Here is a 26,470-nt window from a genome sequence, read left to right as displayed (position 1 = left end):
AATACAATTACAGGAGATTTCCCATGACACACCGCATCATGAACGCAGACCAGAACCTCGCCTATCTGATGGCGCAAACCCGCATTCCTGCGGCCTCGGTTGTCGCGCTCAAATGTGCGGTACTGCTGTCGAAATGGGCCACACGCCGCCGGTCACGACTGGCCCTGGCGCAACTGACGCCAGCGCAGTTGCGCGATGTGGGACTGACACCCGCTGCCGCCTCGATCGAAGCACAGCGTGTGTTCTGGCGGGCGTGACATCCCCGTGGCATCCGCCAGACCTCTTCCTTGCGGCCGGGTCTACCCCGGCCGCCTTTTCACTATTTGACATACACTAAAGCCATCCCACTCAAGGCAGATCGACACCTTGCGGCGGGATCGCATAGGTTAGGCTGGCACGCGCGACGGGCTGCGCCATCCCCTCGGAAAAGATCAGCACGTCTGACACAGACAATTGCTTGCCCAGCTTCAGCAGACGACCCTGACCGATCAGATCAACACCTGCGGCAGGCTTGCGCATGAAATCAATCGAACAGTTCGTGGTGACCGCCAGCGCGCGCGGCCCGATATGGGCCAGCGTGACCATATAGGCGGTCACGTCGGCCAGCCCGAACATCGCGGGCCCCGAGATTGTACCACCGGGGCGCAAATGGTGATCTTGTACCAATAATCGCAAGGTCACGCCCGCCTCTGTTACCTCTTCGACGTTGAACTCCCCCGCCACTTCCAGAAACACCTTTTGCAGAAACGCGTTCATCTCGGTGGCGGTCATCACGGTTCGCATGCTTTTCCTCACTGCTGGCGTGACGTAGGGTTTGCTCGAAACCGGGAGGAGGGCAAGATGGCAATTCTGGAACGTGAGGTCACAGGCGCGGTGGCGCATCTGCGCATGAACGCGCCCGAGCGGTTGAATGCGCTGTCGGACGAGATGATCGCGGCGGTGCACACGACGCTCGACGAGATCGCCGAGGATCGCGGCATTCGCGCGGTGGTCCTGTCTGGCGCGGGCAAGGCCTTTTGCGCAGGCCATGACCTCAAACAGATGACCGCCGGGCGACAAGCCGAAGATGGCGGCACCGCCTACTTTGCGGATCTGTTTGACCGCTGCGCGGCGATGATGACCCGCATCCAGTCCCTGCCCCAACCCGTGATCGCCCAGGTCCACGGGATCGCAACGGCTGCCGGGTGCCAGCTGGTTGCGACCTGCGATCTGGCCGTGGCAGCACATGGCACACGATTTGGGGTCAACGGGGTCAATATCGGCCTGTTCTGCTCGACCCCGATGGTTGCGCTGTCACGCAACATCCCGCGCAAGCACGCCTTTGAAATGCTCACAACTGGCGATTTCATCGAAGCCGCGCGCGCGGCTGAGCTGGGCCTGATCAACCATGCCGTTGCACCCGACGATCTGGAAAGCGCAACCGCCGTCCTCGCCCGGAAAATCGCCGACAAATTGGGCAGCGCCGTCAAAATTGGCAAAGAGGCGTTCTATGCCCAGGCCCAGATGAGCACGGCAGACGCCTATGCCTACACCGGGGATGTCATGGTCAAGAACCTCGCCGACCGCGACACGCAGGAAGGGATCGCAGCCTTTATCGCCAAGCGCACGCCAGAGTGGAATCAATAACCCTTTGAAATTGAATGAAATTACGTGGGATTTTGAATTGTTTCCAAATCAGGCCCGGATTATTTCCAAATCAAGCGTAGTAATTTGGGCGCAAATGCGGCACAAATAGGACACGGTTCATCGGAACTGTCACACTTTTGGGTCGCCGCCGGCGGAAGGTCCCTCCAGATCAGCCTCTCACTGATCGACCATTCCCGCAGCGGCGACCCCAAAACCACCCCACAGCAATATAAGCCAGAACCCACCCCGCGGTTGCGCGTGCGTGGTCCATGCCCTACATCCGCGCCATGACAGACATATTACACATCGTGGGCGGCGGCATGGCCGGGTCCGAAGCCGCCTGGCAGGCCGCACATATGGGTATTTCGGTGGTTATCCACGAAATGCGCCCCGAGGTTGGCACCTTCGCCCACCAGACCGGACTGCTTGGTGAGATGGTGTGTTCCAATTCATTCCGCTCTGACGATAGCGAGCAAAACGCAGTCGGCCTGCTGCACTGGGAAATGCGGGCGGCCAATGGGTTGATCATGCAGACGGCGGACAAACACCGCCTGCCTGCGGGTGGCGCATTGGCTGTGGACCGCGAGCCTTTTGCCCAATCGGTGACGGATGCGCTGATGGCGCACCCCAATATCCGTGTTGAGTATGGGGAAATCACCGCCCTGCCGGAGGATGGCCACTGGATCATCGCGACCGGGCCGCTGACGTCGTCAGCCTTGGGTCAGGCCATCGCAGCCGAGACGGGGGCCGAGGCGCTCGCCTTCTTCGACGCCATCGCGCCGATCATTTACCACGACAGCATCGACATGAGCAAAGCGTGGATGCAATCGCGCTATGACAAGGGTGAAACCGAGGAAGAGCGCACCGCCTACCTCAACTGCCCCATGGATCGTGACCAATACGAGGCGTTTATAGACGCGCTGCTGGCCGCCGACAAAACCGAGTTTCACGAGGGCGAGACAGCCGGGTATTTCGACGGCTGCCTGCCCATTGAGGTGATGGCCGAACGGGGCCGCGAAACCTTGCGCTTTGGCCCGATGAAGCCGGTGGGCCTCACCAATCCGCATGCGCCCGACGTCAAACCCTATGCCGTCGTCCAATTGCGGCGCGACAACAAACTGGGCACGCTCTACAACATTGTCGGGTTTCAAACCAAGATGAAGTATGGCGCACAAGGGGATGTTTTTAAAAAAATTCCGGGTCTCGAGAATGCACGGTTCGCCCGTCTTGGCGGCATTCACCGCAACACGTTCCTGAACGCCCCCACACTGCTCAGCGCGGACATGCGCCTCAAATCCCGTCCCAACATCCGCTTTGCCGGTCAGATCACCGGCGTCGAAGGTTATGTGGAATCCGCCGCCATGGGTCTGCTAGCGGGGCGCATGGCTGCGACCGAAATTCTGGGAGGCACGCTCGCCCCCCCGCCAGATACGACCGCCATGGGCGCATTGATCACCCACATCACCGGCGGGGCGGATGCAAAGACATTTCAGCCAATGAACGTCAATTTCGGGCTGTTCCCCCCGGTCGAGGGCCTGAAAGGTGGGCGCAGAGGGCGCAAGGACCGCTACAAAGCTTATACAGACCGCGCCAAAATCGATTGGCAAGACTGGCTCGCCCCTCAAGCCAAGGCGGCCTGATTTCTTTTGACCAAAAATACCGCGGGGGTCTGGGGGCTGGCCCTCAGGTGCAGGTCTTGAGGCGGCCCCTAGCCACTGGACGTCTCACCGCCTAAACTGGCGTCATGACAAAATTTCTGAACAAGGCGTACAAGGCCCGTGACGCCGCCTCCACGCGCACGCTCTATGATGACTGGGCCGCAAGCTACGAGGCCGAAGTCAGCGAAAACGGCTATGCAACACCGGGGCGCTGTGCGGATGCGCTGGCGCGGCAGGTCGATGATCTGGCCGCCCCCGTCCTGGATTTCGGATGCGGCACCGGGCTCTCCGGCCTTGCCCTCAAACATGCCGGGTTCGGCACCATCGATGGCGTAGATCTGTCCGAGGAAATGCTCAACGGAGCACGCGAAAAAGGGGTCTATCGGCATCTAAACCAGATCGAAGCGGGGCAAGACCTGCCGCGCACCGATTACAAAGCCATGGCCGCCATCGGCGTCATTGGCGCAGGCGCAGCCCCGATCAGCGTGCTGCACCAGTTGATGCGTGCGTTGCCACCCGATGGCAAACTGGTCTTTTCCTTCAATGATCACGCCCTTGAGGACCCCGCAAACATGGCCGGGGTATCGGAATGGACCGACTGCGGTGCCGCCCGTTTGTTGTTCAAGGAGGCTGGCGCACATCTGCCCGGCATCAACCTCAACTCCACCGTCTATATACTTGAGAAAGCGTGACATTTCGAACCCGCTTTGCACCGTCCCCGACCGGACCACTGCATCTGGGGCATGCCTATTCCGCCTTGCTCGCTGAGCAGATCGCGGCCCGGCACAATGGTGACTTCCTGCTGCGGATCGAGGACATCGATCAAGGCCGCGCCCGCCCTGCCTGGGAGGCGCAGATTTACGACGATCTGAGATGGCTGGGGCTGACCTGGCCAACCCCTGTGATGCGCCAATCGGACCGGCTCGCGACATACCACCACGCGTTGGATCGGTTGTGGGCGGCGGGGCTGCTTTATCGCTGTGACTGCAATCGGCGCGACATTGCCGAGACGCTCAGCGCGCCGCAGGAGGGTGCGCCACTGCACGGCCCCGATGGGCTGATCTATCCCGGCATCTGCCGCACCAAACATCCCCGCACCGGGCCGCGCCCGCAGGACCACGCGCTGCGGCTCGATATGGGTAGGGCCACGTCACCCATCACGCTCAGACCATATGTCGAAACCGGGTTAAACGCGGGCGAGATCAGCGCAGACGATCCCGTGCGCACCATTGGCGACATCGTCTTGGCGCGCCGGGACATGGGCACATCCTATCACCTTTCGGTCGTCGTGGATGACGCGGCCCAAAAGATCACGGATGTGGTGCGCGGCGTCGACCTCGCCCCGGCCACAGCGATCCACGTCCTCTTGCAACAGCTGCTGGACCTGCCCACGCCGCGCTATCACCACCATGCGCTGATCCGGGATGAGGCGGGCAAACGGCTGGCCAAACGGGACGATGCACGCAGCCTTGCGACCTACCGCGCCGAGGGCAGATCGCCCGACGATATCCGCGCCATGATCGGGTTGTGACCTTCAGACCTGACAGGGTGAGCGCCAATCGGGCGCGCAGGCCGCATCATACCATATATGACATCAACTCCACTTCGCAACCCTCTGTTACATCGGTATAAAAACAGGTACGCCGCCCCGTGTGACATGCAGGCCCGGTCTGGCGCACCTGCATCAGGATACAGTCCCGATCGCAGTCAATGCGCAGCGACACCAGGTCCTGTACATGGCCCGATGTCTCGCCCTTGATCCAGAACTCCTGCCGCGAGCGCGACCAATAGGTCACCCGCCGGGTCTCAAGCGAGCGGCGCAACGCTTCGACATTCATCCAAGCCATCATCAGAACCTCGCCGCTGTCCACATCCTGCGCAATTGCGGGCACCAGCCCTTGCGCATTGAACTGCACCGTGGCGGGGTCAAAAACGTCACTCATGGCAAAACCTTTTTGAATCTGGATCAGACCCGCTTATGTAAGGACAAAGCGCAACTGACACCAGAGACGCCACGCATATGCCAGCTGATACGGACCTGATCAAACTCTACTCGAACCGGATCCTCGCGCTGGCGGCCGACATTCCGCATCACGCCCGCCTGCCCGACCCGGATGCCAGCGTCAAGAAACGATCGCCCTTGTGCGGCTCGACTGTCACGGTGGATGTGAACGTGGCGGACGGCAAAATCGTGGGCTTTGGCCAGGACGTCAAAGCCTGCGCACTGGGCCAGGCTGCGGCGGCAGTTGCGGGCGGCGCGATCATCGGGCGAACGCTGGACGAGGTGATCGTGGCGCGTGACAGTCTGCGCGCGATGCTGAAATCAGGCGGGCCTGTCCCATCCGCGCCCTTTGACGGGTTTGAGGTGCTGGAACCTGCGCGCGAGTACAAGAATCGCCACGCCTCCATCCTCCTCAGCATCGAGGCCACGGTCGAAGCGATGGAACAAGCGGTGCAGTCCGACTGCGCCTGAGCGTCGATATTAGCCAAATCTGAACGATTAGCGCCTAAAGGTAGCCAACCTTTAGGCGGCGAAAGTGACTGGATGACGGCCCACCCTGAATTTCCCGATATGCCGCAGTTGAATGCGCTTGCACGTGCGGCCTCTGCGCTTGGGTATGAAATCGTTGATATTGCGGGGTTTCTTGACATGGTCGAGGCACAGGCCCGCGATCAGCGCGCCGCCCTGTCGGCGCTTGAGCGGGAAAGCCGACAGATCGAAACCGCCAATGATGCCGCGCAAGAGGCGGCAAGCGATCTTGAGGATAGCGTGGCGCGCACATCCGAAGATGTCAGCCACTCCGCCGCTTTGATACGCGCGTTTGGCACCCAATCGCGCGAGGTCGCGACATGGGTCCAAGGGTTGTCAGAGCGCAGCGATGATGTGGGCGAAACACTCAAGGCCGTGAAATCCAACAACTCACAGATTGCCGCGATCTCGATGCAGGTGAACACGCTGGCCATCAACGCCAAGATCGAGGCGGCCCGTGCCGGTGAGAGCGGGCGCGGCTTTGCCGTGGTGGCTGAGGCCATCAATGAGCTGTCGCAAAAGACCAAGGCCGCCGCCGCGCAGATTTCAACAAATATCGAGACATTGACCGGCTGGATCTCGGCCCTTGGCGTCGAAGCGCAGGACGTGGCCGAACGTGCCACCAAACTGATGGAGCACAGCACCGAGACCGATCAGGCGCTCAGCAGGATGGAGCGATCGGTGGGCGACACGAAGTCTCAAGCCGACCGCATCGATGCTGAAACAAAGAAAGTGCGCGCCGCTGTCGAGTTGTTCGCCCCCGACATGACAGAGATCGGCAGCAGTATCGTGGCCACCACAGACGGAATCAAACAGGCCCACGCCCGGGTCGAGCGGTTGATTGACACATCCGAAGAAATTGTGCAGTCCACCGCTGACCTTGGCGGGCTGACCGATGACGCGCCCTTTGTCGACTATGTGCGCGCGCAGGCCGCAGCCATCACCAAGGTGTTCGAAGAGGCCATCGATCAAGGCAGGATCAGCGTACTAGCCCTGTTTGACCGCACCTATGTGCCCATTCCGGGCACGGCCCCCGAACAGGTGCGCACTGCCTATGTCGACCTGCTTGATACCGTGCTGCCCGCGATACAGGAACCGGCACTCGCCTTTGATCCCCGCGTTGTCTTCTGCGCAGCGGTGGATGTGAACGGTTATCTGCCGACGCACAATCGCAAATTCGCGCAACCACCGCGCGATGATGTCATCTGGAACACCGCCCATTGCCGCAATCGGCGTATTTTCAATGATCGGGTGGGCCTGAAGGCCGGGCGCAACACAGCCCCGTTCCTGCTGCAGGTGTACCGGCGCGATATGGGAGGCGGGCAATTTGTGATGATGAAGGATTTGTCGGCCCCGATCACCGTGCGAGGACAGCATTGGGGCGGCTTGCGACTGGCCTATACGTTTTAACCAGCGGCGGCTTTATCCAAAAAAAACGCCGCACATCCTGTAAGGATGGCGGCGCAAGGAAAGCGTGTCTTGCGGGGGACAGATCCGTTATCCCCCGAGGCAATTGGGGGAATTCGTAATCGACAGGCAGAGCCGGTTACGAAAGGTAGCGCCAATTTGGGACGGGCGCAAAGAGGATCAAAGCAAGTACGCAGGCAGTAATCAGATCAAGGACGGCAGATGCAGACCCACCACCAGCATCACCATCAATGCCGCCGCCCCAAGTGCATCCTGAAGCAATGTCGCTTCGGCCCGGGTGGCAATCTGTTTGATGTGGCGCAGCGTGGTCATGTCGGCGTCTCCGTTCTTAAGTTGCCTCTTTGTTCTCACATTCTTAATGATGCGTAAAGAACTTTTTAAGAACATTTGTGAACTTTTCGGAACCCGGGCGCTAACCCACTGATATCAAACGAATGGCCTCGTCCTGCCGCATCAACCACAGCAGAACACGCGCAGCCTGCCCGCGCGGACTTTGCAAGGTCGGATCATCCACAAGCAATTTGCGCGCGTCACTTTGGGCGACGGCCATCAACGCACTCTGCCGTTCCAGATCCGCAATCCGAAACCGGGGGACGCCCGATTGCGCGGTTCCGATCAGGTCTCCGTATCCGCGCATCTGCAGGTCGGTTTCCGAGATGCGAAACCCGTCCTCGGTTTCGCGCAGCACTTCGAGCCGTTTGCGCCCCGCCTCTGACAGCGGTGCCTGATACATCAGCAAGCAGGTCGAGGCCGCCTCGCCCCGCCCGACCCTGCCGCGCAATTGGTGGAGCTGGGCCAGCCCGAATGTCTCCGCCCGTTCGATCACCATGATCGTGGCATTTGGCACGTTCACCCCAACCTCGATCACGGTCGTGGCGACCAGAACGCCGGTTTCACCTGCTTGAAACCGCGCCATGGCGGCGTCCTTTTCGGCAGGCGGCATTTGTCCATGCACCAACCCCACGCGTCCCTCGCCCAAGACCGCGCGCAACCGTTTGAACCGCTCCTCGGCCGCCGTCAGATCCAGTGCCTCGCTTTCTTCGACCAACGGGCACACCCAGTAACACTGACGCCCCTCGGCCATGACGGCTTGCAAGCGCGCGATCACCTCTTCGATGCGCCCGGTGCTGACCAGCGCCGTCTTGATCGGCTTGCGACCGGGCGGTTTTTCATCCAGCACGGAGACGTCCATGTCGCCGTATTGCGCCAGCGCCAAGGATCGCGGGATCGGTGTGGCGGTCATCACCAGAACATCTGCCGTCCCGCCTTTCTTACCCAAGGCCAGCCGTTGGCGCACCCCAAACCGGTGCTGTTCATCCACGATGGCCAAGCGCAGATCGTCAAACTGCACATCGTCCTGAAACACGGCGTGCGTGCCCACCAGAATATGTATGTCGCCCCGCGCAAGGGCTGCCAGCTTGGCGCGTCGTTCGCTGCCTTTGTCCCGTCCGGTCAGTATTTCCAAAACAACGCCTGCGCTTTCGGCGAGGGGCTGCAAGCCCTCAAGGTGTTGACGCGCAAGGATTTCCGTCGGGGCCATCATTACGCCCTGCCCGCCCGCCTCGACCGCGATCAGCAGCGCCATGAACGCCACCAGCGTCTTGCCCGCGCCCACATCCCCTTGCAGCAACCGGTTCATCCGAACGGGCTTGGCCATGTCGTCTGCAATGTCCGCAATCGCGCGTTCCTGCGCGCCGGTCGGCGCAAAGGGCAAGTCGGCACGCACCTTTTGCTGCAACGCTTGTGTCCCCACCGATGGTCGCCCGGCCACATGCCGTTCGGACGCCCGGGCCAGCGCGAGGGTCAATTGATGGGCAAACAATTCATCATATGCCAAGCGGGTGCGTGGCCCTGACGTGGCCGACAGATCACCCTGCGCCTCGGGGCTGTGCGCGGCCTGCATGGCGCTCGCAAAATCCGGCCATTTGGCCTGCACAATCTGGCCCGGATCAACCCATTCGGCCACGTCCGGCAACCGCGTCAGCGCAGCGCGAGACGCTTTGAACATCGTCTTTTGCGTCACCCCCGCCGTCAGCGGATAGACCGGTTCGAATTGCGGGATCTGATCGGCCTCCTCGGGGGGCAGAATGTGGTCGGGATGCACCATATTGGCGACACCATCGAACATCTCGACCTTGCCCGACACGACCCTTTCACTGCCGACCGGCAACACTTTGTTCAGGTAATCGCTGCGCCCATGGAAAAACACCAGCTGGAAACTGGTTTGCGCATCTTCGACATGAATGCGGTAGGCCCCGCCCCGATTGCGCGACGGGTGGTGTGCGCCGACCTTGATCTTGACCGTGAAGGTACCGGGCAGCGGCGCGCCCTCCAAACTGTCGCGCAGGGTGCGATCAATGCCGGTATGGGGCAGCGTGAACAGCACATCGCGAGGGGCCTGAATGCCCATGTGCCCAAGGTTCTGCGCCGTTTTCGGCCCCACTCCATCGAGCGTTTCAAGGTCGGCAAAAAGCGGAAACAGGACTTCGGGGCGGCTCATGACGCGGCAATCAAGTCCAACCACGCATCTTCGTCCAGCATTTCGATGCCCAATTCCGCGGCCTTTTTGGCCTTGGAACCGGCCCCCGGGCCAGCCACCAGAATGTCGGTTTTGGCACTGACGGAGCCAGATACCTTGGCCCCCAATGCCTCCGCGCGCGCCTTTGCCTCCGCCCGGGTCATTTTCTCGAGCGTGCCGGTGAACACGACGGTTTTGCCTGCCACAGGGCTGCCATCCGTATCCGGGCGCGCGGCGGCCTCGATGTCCAGATGTGCGACCAACCGGTCAATGCTGGCGATTTCAGCCGTTTGGTTGAAGGTGGTCGCAAGCGATTTTGCCATCACCGCGCCGACGCCGTCGATGCTCAGCAGATCGTCCCACGCCGCGTTGCCTTCTTGCGCGGTGCGCATTGCGGTGCTGAAGGCGTCCCACGTCCCAAAATGCAGAGCCAGAAGGTTCGCCGCCGAATCGCCCACATGTCGGATCCCAAGCGCGAAGATCACACGGTTAAGCGCAATGGTCCGACGGTCGTCGATGGCGTCAAAGAGGTTGGATGCTGATTTGTCGCCCCACCCTTCGCGGTTCTTGAGCTGCTTCACACCCGAGCCATATTTTGCGCGCAACTCGAAAATGTCCGCAGGTTCGGCGATCCAGCCATCGGCATAGAATTGTTCGACTTGTTTGGCCCCCAAACCGTCGATGTCAAAAGCGGACCGGCCTACAAAGTGTTTCAGTTTTTCAACAGCTTGCGCGGGACAGATCAGCCCACCCGTGCAGCGTCGGATTGCATCACCCGGCTCGCGCACCGCGTCGCTGTCGCATTGCGGACAGGTCTGCGGCATCAAAAACACGGGGGCGTCTTCGGCGCGTTTGGACAGATCGACATCCGCAACCTTCGGGATAACATCGCCAGCGCGGTACACCTGCACCCAGTCGCCCACGCGGATGTCCTTGCCGTCGCGGATTTCGGACCCTTTGTTGTCGCGGCCAGCGATGTAGTCTTCGTTGTGGAGCGTCGCGTTCGAGACGACAACGCCGCCCACCGTGACCGGCGCGAGCCGTGCGACCGGCGACAACGCACCCGTGCGTCCGACCTGAATGTCGATGGATTCCAGCCGCGTCCACGCCAATTCCGCGGGGAATTTGTGCGCAATCGCCCATCGCGGTGTGGTGGAGCGGAACCCAAGCCGGCCCTGTAACCCAAGGTCGTTCACTTTGTACACAACCCCGTCGATGTCATAGCCAAGGCTGGCGCGCTGTTGTTCGATCTCCCGGTAGTGGGCGATCATCGCCTCGGGGCTGTCGCATATGGCCGTCAACGGATTTGTTTGAAATCCGAGCGCGCTCAGCCGGTCAATCGCGCCCATTTGAGTGTCCGCCAACGGCTCGGACAAGGCACCCCAGGCATAGGCAAAGAATTCCAGCGGCCGTGCACGGGTGATGGTTGCATCAAGCTGGCGCAAAGAGCCTGCAGCGGCATTGCGCGGGTTCGCAAACGGTTTTTGGCCCGCCTCCGCCTGGCGTTCATTCAGCGCCTCGAAGTCGGGATGAGACATGTAGACTTCGCCGCGCACCTCAAGGACGTCCGGTGCGCCACTCAAGGATTGCGGCACCGTGTCGATGGTGCGGGCGTTGGCCGTTACATTCTCGCCCACAGCACCGTCGCCACGGGTTGCGGCCTGCACCAGCTCGCCCTTTTCATAGCGGAGTGACAGGGACAGCCCATCAATCTTTGGCTCGGCCGTATAAGACAGCGCAGCCGCGCCATCCAGCCCCAGGTATTTGCGAATGCGTCCGTCAAATTCGACCACGTCCGTGTCGTCGAACGCGTTGGCCAGTGACAGCATTGACACGGCATGGGTAACTTTTGAAAACCCTTCGGACGGGGTCGCGCCCACCTGTTCGGATGGACTGTCCTTGCGTTTAAGCGCCGGAAACCGCGCCTCGATTTCGGAATTGCGCCGTTTCAGCGCGTCATAGTCCGCATCTGAAGTAACTGGGTCATCGCTTGCATGATAGGCGGCATTCGCCTCCCCCAACACCTGCGCCAAACGGGCGAGTTCGTCCCTCGCCGCCTGTTCATCCAAATCTGCTAGTGGGGTCTGCGCTGTCACGGTGTCCCTCGTCCGGTTCAGGCCAAGAGATAGAAGCGCGGGCCGCCAGCGTCCAGTCATTGATGACCCGCAACCCGGACCGACAAATGAAAACGGCCAGCGCCCCCATGAACTGCGCTGGCCGATTGCCGAGAGAAATCCAGATAGGATCAGGCGCCGATGGCGAGCCGTTCATCCCCGGTATCCTGTGCCGGTTCCGGGTCCCTCAGCACATAGCCCCGCCCCCAAACCGTTTCGATATAGTTCTGCCCACCCGTCGCGGTGCTGAGTTTCTTGCGCAGTTTGCAGATGAAAACGTCAATGATCTTCAACTCGGGCTCATCCATGCCGCCATAAAGGTGGTTGAGGAACATCTCTTTGGTGAGCGTCGTGCCCTTGCGCAGCGAGAGCAGCTCGAGCATCTGGTATTCTTTTCCGGTCAGATGGACGGTCTTGCTATCGACGCTGACGGTCTTGGCATCCAGGTTCACCGACACATCACCCGTATTGATGACCGATTGCGAATGGCCTTTGGAGCGGCGGATGATGGCGTGAATGCGGGCCACCAGTTCTTCGCGGTGGAATGGTTTGGTCAAATAGTCGTCTGCACCAAAGCCAAAACCCTTGATCTTGTTTTCAGTATCGTCCGCACCGGACAGGATCAGGATCGGCGTTTCGACACGTGCCAGCCGCAATTGACGCAGCACCTCGTGCCCGTTCATGTCCGGCAGATCGAGGTCCAGAAGGATCAGATCGTAGTCATAAAGCTTGGCCAGATCGATCCCTTCTTCCCCCAGGTCCGTCGCATAGACGTTCAGGTTGGCATGGGTCAGCATCAACTCAATACTTTTGGACGTCGTCGGGTCATCTTCAACAAGCAGCACACGCATTCTAGGCTCTCCAAACTTGGGGTGTCTTGGGCTGAACTAAACGTGAACTGAAAAGGTTAACCACACGTTACCCTTGAGACAGAGATAGCACAACAACCTAAGGTTGTCTATACTTTTGAAGTGCCGTCGCCTTCAATGCCTCTTCGCCATGTTCGGACACAGCGCGCACCCATTCCACAAACTCCTCTTCGGAGATGCCGTATCGCTCAAGCGCGACCTCTTGGCTAATCAACCCAAAGGCCACCCCGCGCACCACAGCCGCCTTGCGCGAGGCGACCCATCGTCGGGTCGTTTTGGGGGGCAAATCCGCCTGCGTTAATACCGTGCCATCCGGCAGAGAGACCGCCCGTGGGCCATCGACTTTTTTCAAATACATTGCACCGCTCTTGTCTTGGTTTTGCCCAACATCGGCGCTGGCATTTAATGCGGCGTTAAACGGCCCCTTGAGACTATTTCGCATTTTCATATATATGCGCCGAACCCTCCCGGAGATGCCCCATGCTTGACCAATCCGGTCCGCTCAACTCGCTTGGTTTTGCCAAGTCCCCGGCCGACACCCGCGTGGTTGTCGCGATGTCTGGCGGCGTGGACAGTTCGGTCGTGGCGGCCGAACTCAAGACCCAAGGCTACGACGTCGTGGGCGTCACCTTGCAGCTGTACGATCACGGGGCTGCGCTGGCCAAAAAGGGAGCGTGCTGTGCGGGTCGTGACATCCATGATGCGCGCCGCGTGGCCGAGGAAATGGGCTTTCCCCACTATGTGCTCGATTATGAAAACGTCTTCAAAGACGCAGTGATCTACGAGTTCGCCGACAGCTATCTGGGCGGAGCCACGCCGGTGCCCTGCATCCGCTGCAATGAGCGCGTGAAATTCAAGGACCTGCTGGAAACAGCCAAGGATCTTGAGGCGGACTGCATGGCCACGGGGCACTATATACAACGCAAAATGGGCGATTTTGGCGCGGAACTGCACAGTGCAGCAGATGCCGCGCGCGATCAAAGCTACTTCCTGTTTTCGACCACGCCCGAGCAACTCGACTACCTGCGCTTCCCGCTTGGGCACCTGCCGTCCAAGGATGATACGCGGGCCTTGGCGGCCAAATACGGGCTGAGCGTGGCCGACAAACCCGACAGTCAGGACATCTGCTTCGTACCCAACGGCGACTACGCCTCTGTCATCCGCAAGCTGCGCCCCGAGGCGGCGGCACCGGGTGATATTGTGGACACCGAAGGGCGCGTTCTGGCGGCCCATGATGGCGTGATCAACTACACGATCGGGCAGCGGCGCGGCCTCGGGATCGGGGGGCTGGCGGACCCGCTTTACGTGGTGAAACTGGACGCGGATGCCCGTCAGGTCATCGTCGGCCCCAAGGAGATGCTTGCGACCCGTACCGTCCCTGTTCGCGAGATCAACTGGCTCGGCGATGTTCCGCTCGACAGCCAATCGGAATGGCACGTGGCGGTCAAAGTCCGCTCGACCCGCCCGCCCACCGACGCCGTGATTCGGCCTATCAGCGCGACGGAGGCCACTGTCGAACTGGTCGCCGCCGAAGCAGGCGTATCCCCGGGCCAGGCCTGTGTCTTTTACGACCGCGACAGCAGCCGGATCTTTGGCGGGGGCTGGATCCACAAAGGCTAGGCGGCGCGGTTGCGTCGCCCGTCTCTTTGCGGCTAACTGAACGTGTGTTCAAATCTGTCCGGAGGTCCTGTCGATGCAACTCAACACAACTCAAGCGGTAGTAACGGGCGGCGCGTCAGGGCTTGGAGAAGCAACGGCGCGCCATTTCGCGTCTCTGGGCGCGCAAGTCACCCTGCTGGATCGCGATTCGAATCGGGGTCCGGAGGTCGCAGCCGAGATTGGCGGGCACTTTGCCGAGACGGATGTGACGGACGAGGCCTCGGTTCAGGCGGCCATTGATCTGGCGCGCGACAAGATGGGTGGGATCAATGCAGCCGTAAACTGCGCCGGCATCGCATTGGGTATTAAGACGGTTGGCCGCGATGGCCCCCACCCCCTGCCCGCCTTCCAGAAGACCATCGACATCAATCTGGTGGGCAGCTTCAACGTGGCCCGTCTGGCCGCCGCCGCCATGGCCGACAACACGCCAGAACCCGATGGCGCGCGCGGCGTGATCATCAACACGGCCTCGGTCGCGGCCTTTGACGGGCAAAAGGGGCAAGCGGCCTATGCGGCCTCCAAGGGCGGGATCGTGGGGCTGACCCTGCCTATGGCCCGGGATCTGGCCAGCAGCGGCGTGCGGGTGATGACCATCGCGCCGGGTATCTTCAAGACCCCCATGCTGGCCGGATTGCCCGAAGATGTGCAGGCGGGTCTGGCCGCGGATGTGCCGAACCCACCCCGCCTTGGTGATCCGAACGAGTTTGGGCGGCTGGCCGCGTTTATTGTCGAGATGGGGTATCTGAACGGCGAGGTGATCCGGCTCGATGGCGCATTGCGGATGCGATAATGCAATCCGAGCGGCACAAGATGGAAGCAGGTATGTGGTATACGTGCCTTGATGATGAGCTTGAGGACTTGCGCTGCATCGCGCTGGATGCGGTGCACACCCACAATACGTTACCCCCGGCACAACGCCGCACGCTCAGTGCCCCCTTATCTGCCCTCTTCGGCGACCACGGCCCCAACTGCCTGATCGAAGCGCCGTTCCACTGTTCATATGGGCGCAACATCCATCTCGGCGTCGATGTTTTTATCAATGCGGGCTGCGTGATCCTCGACAGTGCGCCCGTTCATATCGGGGACGGGACGATGATCGGACCCGGAGCACAAATCCTGTGTGCGGATCACCATCGCGACCCCGTCAAGCGGCGGGCAGGCATCGAAATAGCGCATCCCGTCACGATCGGGGCGGATGTCTGGATAGGCGCGGGTGCGATTGTACTGCCGGGTGTGACCATCGGCACGCGCGCCATAATCGGTGCAGGCAGCGTCGTGACCAAGGACGTGGGGCCAGATGAAACAGTCATCGGAGCAGCCGCCCGCGCCCGCTAGGCTTGTGCCTTCTCTTCCAACGCCAGCCATTCTTCCTCGGCGGCATCCAGCTTGGACTGGCGTTCAATCAGCGCATCCGTCGCCTTCTGGAACTTCACGGGATTTTCGGTGAACAGGTTCGGATCACTCATCAATTCCTGGATCTTGTTGATCTCCGCCTCGAGGCGCTCCAACTCGGCGGGCAAGGTCTCGAGACGATGCTTTTCGGTGAAGGTCAGGCCCGACGTTGGCGCGCTTTCTGGCTTCGACTTCATCCCGGACACTTTTGATTTCGCTTGGATTTCAGCCCTTTCGTCTGCACCGCGCTGACTGCGGTAATCCGACCACCCACCCGCATAGACAACCGCTTTGCCGTCCCCCTCCATCGCGATGGTGGTCACAGCGACTCGGTCCAGAAAATCGCGGTCGTGGCTCACCAGCATCACGGTCCCATCATACTGGTCGATCAGGTCCTGCAAGAGATCGAGCGTTTCGACATCCAAATCGTTCGTCGGCTCGTCCAGCACCAGCAGGTTCGACGGTTTCGCCATGATCTTGGCCAGTAATAACCGCGCCTTTTCTCCCCCAGACAGCGAACGCACAGGCGCGCGGGCTTGGGCGTCATCAAACAAAAATTCCTTGAGATAGCCCACCACATGTTTGGGCGTGCCACGCACCATGACCTGATCGGCCTTGCCGCTGACGCGCATGTCGGGGTCGCCCGTCAGGCTGTCCCACAGGGTCATGTCGCCATCCAGCTTGGCTCGTGCCTGATCAAACAGCGCGATATCGAGGTTGGTGCCAAGGGTCACGGTGCCGGTGTCGGGCGCAATCTGCCCCGTCAGGATGTTCAGAATGGTGGTCTTGCCCACGCCGTTGGGGCCGACAAAGGCGATGCGGTCGCCCCGCTGCACGGTCAGCGAAAACGGCTGCGCGATCACCTTTTCACCGAAGGCTTTGGAGATGTCCTTGGCCTCGATCACCTTGCGCCCTGATTTCTGGCCCGCGCCAAAAGCCATCGCGGCCGTACCCTGCCGCTTGATCTGGCTGGCGCGTTCGGCGCGCAACTCCTGCAAGGCGCGCACACGGCCCTGATTGCGCTTGCGCCGCGCACTGATGCCCTCAACGGCCCACCGGGCCTCGGCCTTGATCTTGCGGTTGAGTTTGTGGCGTTGAGTGTCTTCCTCTTCCCACGTGGTGTCGCGCCACGCCTCAAACGCATCGAACCCCTTTTCCTGACGGCGCACCATTCCCCTGTCGATCCATAGGGTTGCGCGGGTCAGTTCACGCAGAAACGCACGGTCGTGGCTGATCAGCACGAAACCGGCGCGGGTGGTCTTCAACTCACTTTCAAGCCAGGCGATGGCCTCAATATCCAGATGGTTGGTTGGCTCGTCGAGCAGCATCAACCCCGGCTCTTCGGCCATCAGCCGAGCCAAAGCCGCGCGGCGACGCTCGCCACCGGAGGCGGTGGACACAGGACGGGCGGGATCAAACTTCAGACCGGCCCCGGCGCGCTCCACCTTGTAGAGATCCGACGCATGCAGCCCGTGCATCGCGAAATCACCGAGCGTTGTAAAGCCGGACATATCCGGGTCCTGCTCCATATATCCCACCGTCACGCCGGGGCCCGCCACGATCTCGCCGCGATCAGGCTCGACCAGCCCGCCCATGACTTTCATCAACGTCGACTTGCCCGAGCCGTTGCGGCCCACAAGGGCCACGCGATCACCGGGTTGGACAACCAGGGACAGGTCGTCAAACACAGGATCGCCCCCGAAGGTGAGGGAAATATCGGAAAGCTGCAGAAGGGGTACACGTGCCATGACGCGCAGCTAGTGGGTCAGGCCCTCAGGGTCAACCACACCGCCCCCTTGCCCCTTCCTTTGACCAAAAATACCGCAGGGTGTCCGAGGGGCCGGCCCCTCGGTCCGACCTCAGCCCAGCACGGCCCGCAAAAGCCGTTTGCGCGCCGGTGGGATTGCCCCAATCTCGACCCCTGTAAAGACGTGCAACGTGTTGAGTTGGCGATCCACAACCGCATGGTCGCTGACCCATCCGCCCATCATCAAATAGGTGCGCAACAAGGGTGGCATGCGCAGCATCGCCTTTTTCGCATCCGGCTTGCGGCGCAGGCGGGCGGCATATTTGAAGACATGGGGGGCCTTGACGCGCGGCAGCCAGCGGTTGGGGGCCAGATGGCGGGCCTTGAGCATGGCAAAGGCGTCCAGATAATCCGCCGTCTCGGTGCCAGCAAAGGACGAACAACCAAACAGCAGCGTCACCTCATTGGCGTCGACATAGGCCGTCATCGCCCCCCACGCGACGCGCAGGATGTCAGGGTCACTCATCTCGGGGTCGACGCAAAAGCGGCCCATTTCAACAAGGTTGCCTGCATAGCCTTCCAATGCGGTCAGCTCGTAATACTGAGCGGAATAGCTTTGAGAGATATCGCCAGCCGCCAACGGCATCATCCGAAAACAGCACACGACCGCGCCGTCCATCACCCGGCGGATCAGAATGTGAACGCAGCGGTCATCAAAGGCGTCTCCGTCCAGATCCACGCCGAAGCAGCGGGCGCGCAGGGCCTGGGCGGCCGCGATATCATGCGCGCTCTGCGCCTGCTCTGCCAGATAGCGGCCCTTGGACAGCCCGATCATGCCTCACATCTCCTGCCATGGGCGGTGACACATGACATATGCCACGGCGCGCGCGACAGAAGGATGACAGGCGTGATCAGTTGTCGCCAAAGACGCCGCCTGCCCCGATGCGCCCGATATTGCCAAAGAGCTGGCGAATGATGTTGGTGTCGGTCACGCCACTTTCGGTCACACGGCGCGACAAGGGTACAACGCGCCCGTCCTCTAGCCCGAACCGTTCGATATTGGACAGCACGCCCGCCTCGTCAAAGCTGACAGCCAGTACCTGACGTTCGATGATCGTGGGGCGCGTGAACGCGAAGGTGCGCACGCGGCTGCGTACATAGAAATAGTTGCCGCCTTCAAGAACACCGCCCGCGGTTGGGGGGCCCACCAGATCCTCGACCGAAGCGCGGGTATCGATGCCGACTGCAAGCTCCTGAAGGTCTTCGTCGTCGGGAACATAGCCGTGGTTGCGAAACGTGGGGGAACAGCCCGCCAGCGAAAGCGCCAGAACTGCGCCGAGAAGTGGTGTAAAGGTCCGCATTGTGACCCCCCTTTGTTGCGCCGCCCCTTGCTCAGGAGGCGGAGTGCTTTTATCCCGACTTACTAAAAGGTTTCCTCCGGTTCAAGAAACGAAAGCATCCAGCATGTCAAAGACCCCTCCGTCACGTGCGGCCCTGCGTGTGGCCGACCTGTCCCAGAACAGTGAGACGGCTTTCGAAGTGGTCCCCGATGCCGCAGCGATGGCCGCCATGGCTGACACGCTAGACCTCAGCGGGTTGCGCAAGGTGCGCTTTGCCGGGGCCATCTCGGGGCATGGCGCGAGAGACTGGCACCTTGAGGGCACATTGGGGGCGACGGTGACCCAGCCCTGCGGCGTGACACTTGTGCCTGTCACCACGCGGCTCGATGTGCCGGTGCGCCGCCTCTTCGTGCATGACTTCCGCCCGGACGAGGATGTGGCCGAGGGCGACGAGGTGGAAATGCCCGAGGATGACACCATCGAACCCCTTGGCCAGTGGATTGACCCCGAGGCGATCCTGATCGAAGCGCTGAGCCTTGCGGTGCCCGAATATCCGCGCGCGCCGGACGCCGCATTGGGCGAAACGATTCTGACTGAGCCGGGTGTGGCCCCCCTCACCGACGAGGCCATTCGCCCCTTTGCAGGGCTTGCGGACCTCAAGGCGCAGATGGAGGGCGACAAGGAGGACTGATTTGCCCTTGCACGCAAGGATGGATTGAGTATTTTGCGCCCTTCACGCAATTTTCGGTTGGACATGGCGTGGGCACTTGCCTAAACGCACGTCACACCTGATCAGGATGATCGAACCCGTGCCCCTTTGCAGGGCAACCCAAACCGCGCCCCTTTGTCGGGCGATTTAAACCGCGCCCCTTTGTCGGGCGACCTGACAATCTCGCATCCCCGTCGCTTTGCGATGCGGCTCTGCCCAAATCCAAAGGCCCATTCCAATGGCTGTGCAACAGAACAAAGTGTCGAAATCGCGCCGCAACAATCGCCGCGCCCACGACAGCTTGACCGCCGCAAACCCCAACGAGTGCACCAACTGTGGCGAGCTGAAACGCCCCCACCATATCTGTGCAGCCTGCGGTCACTACGACGACAACGAAGTTGTCGCCCTGACCGAAGAGATCGATCTGGAAGACGACGCGGCCTAAGTGGATTGAAAGCGATACACGCAAGACATCAGCAATGACGGCCCCCCCATCCGATACGGCCGACACGAGGTCAGCGCTCGCTTTTCCGATCATACTTTCTGTTGACGCAATGGGCGGGGACGCGGGCCCCGCCGTTGTTGTGTCTGGCTGTGCGACTTCTGCACAGATCAATCCCAAACTCGGCTTTATCCTGCACGGCCCCAAGGACGAGCTTGAACGGCTGGTCGCGCGCCGCAAGGGCCTTGCCGACCGCTGCGAGATTCGCGACGCCGCAGACGTCGTGACCATGGAAGACAAGCCCAGCCACGTGGTGCGCAACGGCAAGGACACCTCAATGTGGTCCGCTATCGAATCGGTGCGCGCGGGCGAGGCCACCGTGGCCGTCAGCTGCGGCAACACCGGCGCGCTCATGGCTTTGTCGATGATCCGCCTGCGCAAGCTGCCCGGCGTGAACCGCCCCGCTATTGCCGTGCTTTACCCCAGTTCAAACCCCCAGGGCTTCAATGTGATGCTCGATGTGGGCGCGGATGTGCGCGCGGATGCTGACGATCTGCTGCGCTTTGCGCTCATGGGCGCATCCTATGCCCGCAACGGCCTTGACCTGTCCCGCCCCCGCATCGGCCTGCTGAATGTGGGCACCGAAGAGCACAAGGGTCGCGCCGAATTGAAAGAAGCCTATGAGCTGATCAAGGATCACGCGGGCGCTGCCGATTTCGAATTTGTCGGCTTTGTCGAGGGTGGCGATATCTCGGGTGACATGGCGGACGTGGTCATCACCGACGGCTTTACCGGCAACGTCGCCATCAAGACCGGCGAAGGCACCGCGACTCTCATCGGCGAACGGCTGCGCGAGGCCTTCAAATTCTCGCCCCTGTCGCGCCTGGCCTCGTTGCTCGCGTTCACCTCGCTGCGCCGCCTCAAAAAGCGGATCGATCCGCGCCGGGTCAATGGGGGCGTGTTCCTTGGCCTGAATGGTACGGTTGTCAAATCGCACGGGGGCGCAGATGCTACGGGTGTGTCGGCCGCCATCAAGCTTGCGGCCCAATTGGCCGAACTTGGCTTTAACGATAAGCTGGCTGCGCGCGTCGCCAAAGTGACGATGCAGGCTGAGGAGAGCGAAACATGACCTTGCGTGCCGTTGTGCGCGGTGTCGGGCACTATTTGCCTGCGCGCGTGGTCGAAAACGCCGAATTCGAGGCCACGCTTGAGACCACGGATGAGTGGATTCGCGCCCGTTCCGGAATTGAGCGGCGCCATTTTGCCACTGAAAACGACACCACATCTTCAATGGCAACCGCAGCCGCACAGGCCGCCTTGGCCGATGCTGGAATGGATGTGAACGACATCGACGCCATTGTCCTGGCAACCTCGACCCCCGATCTGACCTTTCCGTCGGCAGCCACGATGGTACAGGCCCAACTGGGCATGACGCGCGGCTTTGCCTTTGACATTCAGGCGGTCTGTGCGGGGTTCGTCTATGCGTTGACCAATGCCAACGCGCTGATCGTGTCCGGTCAGGCCAAACGGGTGCTGGTGATCGGGGCCGAGACGTTCTCCAAGATCATGGACTGGACCGACCGCGCCACCTGCGTGCTGTTTGGCGATGGCGCAGGCGCACTGGTGCTTGAGGCGCAGGAGGGTGCGGGGACCGCGCAGGATCGCGGTATTCTGGCCACGGACCTCAACTCGGACGGGCGCCACCGCGACCTTTTATATGTGGATGGGGGCGTCAGCACCGGCACGAGCGGCTATCTGCGGATGCAGGGCAATCAGGTCTTCCGCCACGCGGTCGAAAAGCTGGCGAGCACCGCCCACACGGCCATGGACAGTGCCGGAGTGACAGCGGAGGACGTCACATGGATCGTACCCCATCAGGCCAATATCCGCATCATTCAAGGCACCGCCAAAAAGATGAATGTCCCGATGGAGCGTGTCGTGGTCACCGTTCAGGACCACGGCAACACCTCGGCGGCTTCAATCCCCTTGGCACTGTCGGTGGGGCGCGCCCGCGGACAGATCAAGGACGGCGATCTGATCGTGACCGAGGCGATTGGCGGTGGTCTGGCTTGGGGCGCGGTCGTGCTGCGCTGGTGAAAATGCTGTTTTGAGCCGCTATGTCTTAAGACGCACTCGCTCTGATTGCAGTTTTCGTCCATTGTCCAAGCCATTGATATTGACTCGGAATTTCCACTCCACTTATGCTTCACCAAAGGGGAGTTCACATGACTGACAAGACTTTGACGCGGATGGACCTGAGCGAAGCGGTATTTCGCGAGGTGGGTTTGTCGCGGAATGAAAGCGCGCAATTGGTTGAAAGCGTGCTGGATCACATGTCTGATTCGCTGGTGAAGGGCGAGCAGGTCAAAATTTCGTCCTTTGGCACATTCTCGGTGCGCAACAAGTCCGCCCGCGTGGGCCGCAACCCCAAAACGGGCGAAGAGGTGCCGATCAACCCGCGCCGGGTCCTGACCTTCCGCCCCTCGCATCTGATGAAAGATCGTGTGGCCAGCGGCAACAAGTCCTGAGCCGATGAGCAAATCCGCAGACGCCTTTCGCACCATCTCTGAAGTGGCTGACTGGCTCGGGGTGCAAACCCACGTGCTGCGGTTCTGGGAAAGCAAGTTTACTCAGGTGAAACCCGTCAAACGCGCAGGTGGACGGCGGTATTACCGCCCCGCCGACATGCTGCTGTTGGGCGGCATCCGCAAATTGCTGCACGACGATGGGCTGACAATCAAGGGCGTCCAGAAAATCCTGCGCGAAGAGGGCATGGCCTATGTCTCGGACATGTCCAAACCCTTGGACGAGGAAACCGAGGCGCAGCTTGACAGCGATCTGGTGACCCATGTGGAGGAGGATATTCCCCCCGCCCCAGTCCCAAGCGCGCCACCTCCGATCTCGCGCGAACCGACCGAGGCCAACGCGGCCTTTCTGTCCGAAACCGTGCTGTCCCCCACGCCGGTGGAGCCACCGGACGCTGCTGCACCGCCACCCCCAACCATGCCCGACGTGCTGGCCGAGCCTACACCACCGGCAGAGCCGATGCAGGCGGCAGAGGTCACGCCACAAGCGCAGCCCGAGCCTGTTGAGCCGCCCGAGGATACAACACCCGAGGCCGCTCCTTTTGAGGCTGACGTAGCCCCAATGCCGACAGACCCGCCCCCCTCTGACATAGCGCCAGAGGCACCGGCCGCACCCCTCGACCCAATTCCCGAGCCGATTGCGGCCAGCGCGCCTGAACCCGCACCAGAGACCGAGCCTGAGGTCGAGCCTCAAATTGCAACCGAGGCCCCTGCCGAGCCTGCGCCTGCCGAAACACACACCCTGCCATCTTTCCTGACCGAGCCGCTTGCGCCCGCGCCCACAAGCCCGGTCGCCCGTGTGGTGGATGTGCCAGATGATGCGGACCCGGCCAGCTATGAGGTTGCGCCCTCCGCGCTGACGCGTGTCGGCCAGATTGACCGGCTCAGCCCCGATCAGATCAGCGCGATCCGCCCCCTTGTCGCCCAACTGTCCGCGCTGCGCGATCAGATGGCTGGCACCCGCACCGACGCCCCCTAAGCCAAGAACGTCCATCCGTGCCAATTCCCCCTTGCCCCCGGCCAAAATTCGGTTATGACACGGGCAAAGTCGGGCTATGGCGCAGCCTGGTAGCGCGTCCGTCTGGGGGACGGAAGGTCGCAGGTTCGAGTCCTGCTAGCCCGACCATTTACAACGGCTTCCGCGCTACGGGGCCATGCATCGCCGCCCTGAAAGCCAACGATATCGAGGGGATGGGATGACCGGCGTACTTGCAGACACACATCTGAAGACCATGATTGCCCGCGCCGAAATCGCGGCTGATGTGGCGATCACCGATGCCCAAGTGCAGCCCGCCAGCCTTGATCTGCGCCTTGGCCATGTGGCCTACCGCGTGCGCGCCTCGTTTCTGGCGGGGCATGGGCGCACGGTCACGGATCGCCTGACCGAATTTGAAATGCACCGGGTCGATCTGTCGGATGGGGCCGTTCTTGAGAAGGGCTGTGTCTACGTGGTGCCCTTAATGGAGCGGTTGGACCTGCCCGAGGGCATTCAGGCGGTCGCCAACGCCAAAAGCTCGACCGGGCGACTTGATCTGCTGACCCGGCTGATCACCGATGGCGGAGCCGAGTTTGACCGGATCGCGCCGGGCTATCAGGGGCCGCTTTATGCCGAGATTTGCCCACGCTCGTTCTCTGTTCTGGTCCGGCCCGGCATGCGTCTCAACCAAATCCGGTTTCGCGATGGTCAGGCGGTGTTGGGTGACGACGAATTGCGGGCGCTTCACGCGGATATGCCCCTCGTTGATGGGACTGCGGTCATTGACGAGGGATTGGGGTTCTCGGTCGATCTGCGCCTGAAGGACACCACACTGGTTGGCTACCGCGCCAAGCCCCACACCGGTGTGATCGATCTGGACAGGATCGGGCACTATGATCCGACCGAATTCTGGGAAGACGTCCACAGCAGCGATGGTCACATCATTCTGGACCCCGGCGCGTTTTACATTCTGGTCAGCCGCGAAGCGGTCCACATCCCGCCCGATTATGCCGCCGAAATGGCCCCCTACCTTGCCATGGTCGGTGAGTTCCGGGTCCATTATGCAGGCTTTTTCGATCCCGGCTTTGGGCACGACCCTGCGGGCGGGGCCGGATCACGCGGTGTGCTTGAGGTGCGCTGCCATGAGGCCCCCTTCGTGCTGGAACACGGCCAGATCGTCGGTCGGCTGATCTATGAGCGGATGAAGGCGCGCCCCGAACAGATGTATGGCGCGGGGATCGCATCAAACTATCAGGGCCAGGGCCTTAAGCTCTCCAAACACTTCGCCGCGCCGCATTAGGCGGGGTCGCCCGCCTCGGGTGGTGGTACGTTGACCTCCGTGTCGTTGGGCATGTCCCGCTTGAAAATGCGCTTGCCCGCCGATTGGATCGAGGCAAACGCATCCTCTGCCATGAATCCTGACAGGAAGGCGATAAAGGCCACGGTATAGGGGCTGAGTTCGACGTCATTGCCTGTGCCCCCGCCTTGGGTCAGGGCCAGCATACCCGCCCCGGAAAACAAAAAGATCGCGATGGCGGCGGCAATCCCCTCGCCCACATTCACGAACAGGCGCGACAGGGTCAGCGTATCGGCATGCGCCGAGGAATAGTAACGGCGCGAGAACGCAACCACGGTGCCCAACCCCCCTGCCGCAATGGTCACGATTAGGGTCAGGAAGATGGTGGGGAAACTGACCAGCCGCATCAACGCATCCGGGATCAGCGGTATATTCATCGACAAGGCCGCCAGCCGGGCGCGGGTCACGGACCCGATCGGCAGCACCTCGCGCAGCGCCTTGATGCGCTCGTCATGCTGGCCGCGCTGCGCCTCAAGGGCTGTGATCTGGTCTTTGACCACATCGCGTTCCTGCTGAAGATCGTGCGAAGCCTTGTTTGTACGCTCAAGCGCGGCCAGCAGGTCGTCCAGCCTGAGCCGGGAGGCGTTGGCCATGGTGGTAAAGGCGTCCCGGCCAGCCGCATCAAGGTCGGCGTCCCCGATCCCCTCCTCAACCACGCTGATCAGGGTCGTCACGCGGGTGTGCGGGCCAAGGCCGGTCTGGTTCAACACCAGCTCATATCTGCTGCGCGCCGGGGCTTGCAGGGCGTATTGATACTCGGTCAGGTCTGCCACGATCAGATCCGCCTGCACCCGCAGCGTCTCGCGGTCGCGATTGATCGGGCCAAAGGACAACCGGATCCGCGCCTCGTAATCGGCCACCTGTCTGCGCAGATCGCGCAGGCCCTCGGCCAGCTGCAGCTTGGCATATTCGAGGTTCTGCTCGCGGCGCAGGATAAAGATCATGTTGTCGATATCCGCGTCTTGCCCGGCGGTCGCGGTGTCGCCTTCGATCTGGGTGCGCATGGGTTCGCTTTGCCAGGCGGTGCGATAGATGTAGCTGCCAAAGCCAAACGTGACGAGCATCACAAACAACACGTAAAGGGCCACAACCGTGACCCCCAACGAAACGGAGCCCACACGGTTTCCCGTCGTGTTATCGCCCATAGCTTAAATCCCCCACTTGAAAGCAATGGGGGTACGCTAGGGCACTACTTATAGTGGATCAACGGGGGTTTTCCTGACCGGACCGTGGTCAGCTCAGCCCTGATTGTTCTGGGCGCGGGCCTGTTTGGCCGCGCGACGCGCCGCGCGCACCTGCCGGATTTCCGCTTGGGTCGGTGGGGCGTCGTCGTCGATGTCAAAGCTTTCAGCCATCTGATTTTGCGGCTGGCGCGCCCGGTTCTGGACCGGTGGCGGCCCCGATTTACGACCCCGCCCGATGCGGTTCACACCCGCATTGATCCCAGAATTGATCGCTTTGCGCATGATGATGCGCATGACCATGTTGATGATCTGATTTGCATTCATGGCACTGCTCCT

At 61.4% G+C, this 26,470-nt stretch carries 28 protein-coding genes, 1 tRNA gene and 1 pseudogene; 18 read left to right on the top strand and 12 right to left on the bottom strand.

All coding sequences use genetic code 11. The annotated features are described in order from the left end of the window. Positions 1 to 23 precede the first annotated feature (23 nt). Positions 24 to 257 carry a DUF1127 domain-containing protein gene (locus tag Q0908_RS01370; RefSeq protein WP_299280646.1) on the top strand — a complete coding sequence of 78 codons (234 nt, stop codon included), beginning with the start codon at positions 24 to 26 and terminating at the stop codon, positions 255 to 257. Positions 258 to 348: 91 nt separating this feature from the next. On the opposite strand, the gene Q0908_RS01365 is transcribed toward Q0908_RS01370, so the two are convergent. Beyond that, positions 349 to 783: a PaaI family thioesterase gene (locus Q0908_RS01365; RefSeq protein WP_299280645.1), complete on the bottom strand. Its 435-nt coding sequence runs from the start codon at positions 781 to 783 to the stop codon at positions 349 to 351. Between the two features lie 48 nt (positions 784 to 831). On the opposite strand from Q0908_RS01365, the pseudogene Q0908_RS01360 reads away from it, so the two are divergent. From Q0908_RS01360 to gluQRS, 4 genes and pseudogenes are all read left to right on the top strand, one after another. Beyond that, a pseudogene (locus Q0908_RS01360) lies at positions 832 to 1,626 on the top strand (enoyl-CoA hydratase); the annotation flags it as partial. Between the two features lie 287 nt (positions 1,627 to 1,913). After that, positions 1,914 to 3,266 carry a methylenetetrahydrofolate--tRNA-(uracil(54)-C(5))-methyltransferase (FADH(2)-oxidizing) TrmFO gene (trmFO, locus tag Q0908_RS01355; RefSeq protein WP_299280644.1) on the top strand — a complete coding sequence of 451 codons (1,353 nt, stop codon included), beginning with the start codon at positions 1,914 to 1,916 and terminating at the stop codon, positions 3,264 to 3,266. 104 nt (positions 3,267 to 3,370) lie between these two features. Beyond that, positions 3,371 to 3,976 carry a methyltransferase domain-containing protein gene (locus Q0908_RS01350; protein WP_299280643.1) on the top strand — a complete coding sequence of 202 codons (606 nt, stop codon included), beginning with the start codon at positions 3,371 to 3,373 and terminating at the stop codon, positions 3,974 to 3,976. Continuing rightward, positions 3,973 to 4,815 (top strand): tRNA glutamyl-Q(34) synthetase GluQRS, encoded by an 843-nt coding sequence (gene gluQRS / locus Q0908_RS01345; protein WP_299280642.1) that lies wholly within the window; start codon positions 3,973 to 3,975, stop codon positions 4,813 to 4,815. The genes Q0908_RS01350 and gluQRS overlap by 4 nt, the downstream gene beginning before the upstream one ends. A 46-nt stretch (positions 4,816 to 4,861) precedes the next feature. On the opposite strand, the gene hisI is transcribed toward gluQRS, so the two are convergent. Then, a complete protein-coding gene (hisI, locus tag Q0908_RS01340; RefSeq protein ID WP_299280641.1) occupies positions 4,862 to 5,227 on the bottom strand; it encodes a phosphoribosyl-AMP cyclohydrolase in 366 nt (121 codons plus the stop codon). Between the two features lie 77 nt (positions 5,228 to 5,304). Here hisI and Q0908_RS01335 point away from each other — a divergent pair, with 77 nt between their 5' ends. Beyond that, entirely contained in the window at positions 5,305 to 5,757 is a 453-nt protein-coding gene (locus tag Q0908_RS01335; RefSeq protein WP_299280640.1) for an iron-sulfur cluster assembly scaffold protein, read from the top strand. Between the two features lie 72 nt (positions 5,758 to 5,829). Further along, positions 5,830 to 7,224: a methyl-accepting chemotaxis protein gene (locus Q0908_RS01330; RefSeq protein WP_299280639.1), complete on the top strand. Its 1,395-nt coding sequence runs from the start codon at positions 5,830 to 5,832 to the stop codon at positions 7,222 to 7,224. A gap of 201 nt (positions 7,225 to 7,425) precedes the next feature. Here the strand turns inward: Q0908_RS01330 and Q0908_RS01325 are convergent, their stop codons facing one another. From Q0908_RS01325 to Q0908_RS01305, 5 genes are all read right to left on the bottom strand, one after another. Beyond that, complete coding sequence (locus Q0908_RS01325) at positions 7,426 to 7,554, bottom strand: hypothetical protein (protein WP_299280638.1); 129 nt, start codon at positions 7,552 to 7,554, stop codon at positions 7,426 to 7,428. Positions 7,555 to 7,654: 100 nt separating this feature from the next. Beyond that, positions 7,655 to 9,742, bottom strand: a complete 2,088-nt coding sequence (gene recG, locus Q0908_RS01320) for an ATP-dependent DNA helicase RecG (RefSeq protein ID WP_299280637.1) — start codon at positions 9,740 to 9,742, stop codon at positions 7,655 to 7,657. Beyond that, positions 9,739 to 11,856, bottom strand: coding sequence for an NAD-dependent DNA ligase LigA (ligA, locus tag Q0908_RS01315; protein WP_299280636.1), 2,118 nt, complete (start codon positions 11,854 to 11,856; stop codon positions 9,739 to 9,741). Before ligA ends, recG begins: the two co-directional genes overlap by 4 nt. Positions 11,857 to 12,005: 149 nt before the next feature. Then, positions 12,006 to 12,725, bottom strand: a complete 720-nt coding sequence (ctrA, locus tag Q0908_RS01310; protein WP_299280635.1) for a response regulator transcription factor CtrA — start codon at positions 12,723 to 12,725, stop codon at positions 12,006 to 12,008. Between the two features lie 97 nt (positions 12,726 to 12,822). After that, positions 12,823 to 13,101, bottom strand: coding sequence for a DUF1153 domain-containing protein (locus tag Q0908_RS01305; RefSeq protein WP_299148307.1), 279 nt, complete (start codon positions 13,099 to 13,101; stop codon positions 12,823 to 12,825). A 122-nt stretch (positions 13,102 to 13,223) separates the two neighbouring features. Here Q0908_RS01305 and mnmA point away from each other — a divergent pair, with 122 nt between their 5' ends. The 3 genes from mnmA (at position 13,224) to Q0908_RS01290 (ending at position 15,737) form a co-directional block, all read left to right on the top strand. Continuing rightward, positions 13,224 to 14,363 (top strand): tRNA 2-thiouridine(34) synthase MnmA, encoded by a 1,140-nt coding sequence (mnmA, locus tag Q0908_RS01300; protein ID WP_299280634.1) that lies wholly within the window; start codon positions 13,224 to 13,226, stop codon positions 14,361 to 14,363. Between the two features lie 73 nt (positions 14,364 to 14,436). Continuing rightward, positions 14,437 to 15,192, top strand: a complete 756-nt coding sequence (locus Q0908_RS01295; RefSeq protein WP_299280633.1) for an SDR family NAD(P)-dependent oxidoreductase — start codon at positions 14,437 to 14,439, stop codon at positions 15,190 to 15,192. Continuing rightward, a complete protein-coding gene (locus Q0908_RS01290; protein ID WP_366868539.1) occupies positions 15,192 to 15,737 on the top strand; it encodes a sugar O-acetyltransferase in 546 nt (181 codons plus the stop codon). The genes Q0908_RS01295 and Q0908_RS01290 overlap by 1 nt, the downstream gene beginning before the upstream one ends. Here the strand turns inward: Q0908_RS01290 and Q0908_RS01285 are convergent. From Q0908_RS01285 to Q0908_RS01275, 3 genes are all read right to left on the bottom strand, one after another. Continuing rightward, positions 15,734 to 17,542 carry an ATP-binding cassette domain-containing protein gene (locus tag Q0908_RS01285; protein ID WP_299280632.1) on the bottom strand — a complete coding sequence of 603 codons (1,809 nt, stop codon included), beginning with the start codon at positions 17,540 to 17,542 and terminating at the stop codon, positions 15,734 to 15,736. The two genes, Q0908_RS01290 and Q0908_RS01285, sit on opposite strands and share 4 nt — an antisense overlap. Before the next feature lie 111 nt (positions 17,543 to 17,653). Further along, positions 17,654 to 18,376, bottom strand: a complete 723-nt coding sequence (locus tag Q0908_RS01280) for a GNAT family N-acyltransferase (protein ID WP_299280631.1) — start codon at positions 18,374 to 18,376, stop codon at positions 17,654 to 17,656. Positions 18,377 to 18,452: 76 nt separating this feature from the next. Then, a complete protein-coding gene (locus Q0908_RS01275; protein WP_299280630.1) occupies positions 18,453 to 18,902 on the bottom strand; it encodes an outer membrane protein assembly factor BamE in 450 nt (149 codons plus the stop codon). Positions 18,903 to 19,005: 103 nt separating this feature from the next. Here Q0908_RS01275 and Q0908_RS01270 point away from each other — a divergent pair, with 103 nt between their 5' ends. From Q0908_RS01270 to Q0908_RS01235, 8 genes are all read left to right on the top strand, one after another. Next, positions 19,006 to 19,572 carry a DUF177 domain-containing protein gene (locus Q0908_RS01270; protein ID WP_299280629.1) on the top strand — a complete coding sequence of 189 codons (567 nt, stop codon included), beginning with the start codon at positions 19,006 to 19,008 and terminating at the stop codon, positions 19,570 to 19,572. Between the two features lie 256 nt (positions 19,573 to 19,828). Then, a complete protein-coding gene (gene rpmF, locus Q0908_RS01265; protein WP_299148323.1) occupies positions 19,829 to 20,035 on the top strand; it encodes a 50S ribosomal protein L32 in 207 nt (68 codons plus the stop codon). Positions 20,036 to 20,069: 34 nt separating this feature from the next. Then, complete coding sequence (gene plsX, locus Q0908_RS01260) at positions 20,070 to 21,161, top strand: phosphate acyltransferase PlsX (RefSeq protein ID WP_299280628.1); 1,092 nt, start codon at positions 20,070 to 20,072, stop codon at positions 21,159 to 21,161. Next, a complete protein-coding gene (locus tag Q0908_RS01255) occupies positions 21,158 to 22,129 on the top strand; it encodes a beta-ketoacyl-ACP synthase III (protein ID WP_299280627.1) in 972 nt (323 codons plus the stop codon). The genes plsX and Q0908_RS01255 overlap by 4 nt, the downstream gene beginning before the upstream one ends. Positions 22,130 to 22,257: 128 nt before the next feature. Next, the gene (gene ihfA, locus Q0908_RS01250; RefSeq protein ID WP_299280626.1) at positions 22,258 to 22,560 is read left to right on the top strand and encodes an integration host factor subunit alpha; all 303 of its coding nucleotides are present in this window, start codon (positions 22,258 to 22,260) and stop codon (positions 22,558 to 22,560) included. A 4-nt stretch (positions 22,561 to 22,564) separates the two neighbouring features. Then, entirely contained in the window at positions 22,565 to 23,596 is a 1,032-nt protein-coding gene (locus Q0908_RS01245; protein ID WP_299280625.1) for a MerR family transcriptional regulator, read from the top strand. Between the two features lie 70 nt (positions 23,597 to 23,666). Beyond that, a tRNA-Pro gene (locus Q0908_RS01240) sits at positions 23,667 to 23,743 on the top strand. 70 nt (positions 23,744 to 23,813) lie between these two features. After that, positions 23,814 to 24,893 carry a 2'-deoxycytidine 5'-triphosphate deaminase gene (locus Q0908_RS01235; protein ID WP_299280624.1) on the top strand — a complete coding sequence of 360 codons (1,080 nt, stop codon included), beginning with the start codon at positions 23,814 to 23,816 and terminating at the stop codon, positions 24,891 to 24,893. Here Q0908_RS01235 and Q0908_RS01230 read toward each other — a convergent pair. Together Q0908_RS01230 and Q0908_RS01225 are read right to left on the bottom strand one after the other, a co-directional pair. Then, entirely contained in the window at positions 24,890 to 26,095 is a 1,206-nt protein-coding gene (locus Q0908_RS01230) for a hypothetical protein (protein WP_299280623.1), read from the bottom strand. The two genes, Q0908_RS01235 and Q0908_RS01230, sit on opposite strands and share 4 nt — an antisense overlap. Before the next feature lie 93 nt (positions 26,096 to 26,188). After that, positions 26,189 to 26,458: a hypothetical protein gene (locus Q0908_RS01225; RefSeq protein ID WP_299280622.1), complete on the bottom strand. Its 270-nt coding sequence runs from the start codon at positions 26,456 to 26,458 to the stop codon at positions 26,189 to 26,191. Positions 26,459 to 26,470 lie beyond the last annotated feature (12 nt).

It is taken from the genome of uncultured Tateyamaria sp. (assembly GCF_947494755.1).
Classification (GTDB): Bacteria; Pseudomonadota; Alphaproteobacteria; order Rhodobacterales; family Rhodobacteraceae; genus Tateyamaria.
The sequence above is the reverse complement of the archived record's forward strand: the minus strand, read 5'-3'. Positions and strand labels throughout refer to the sequence as shown.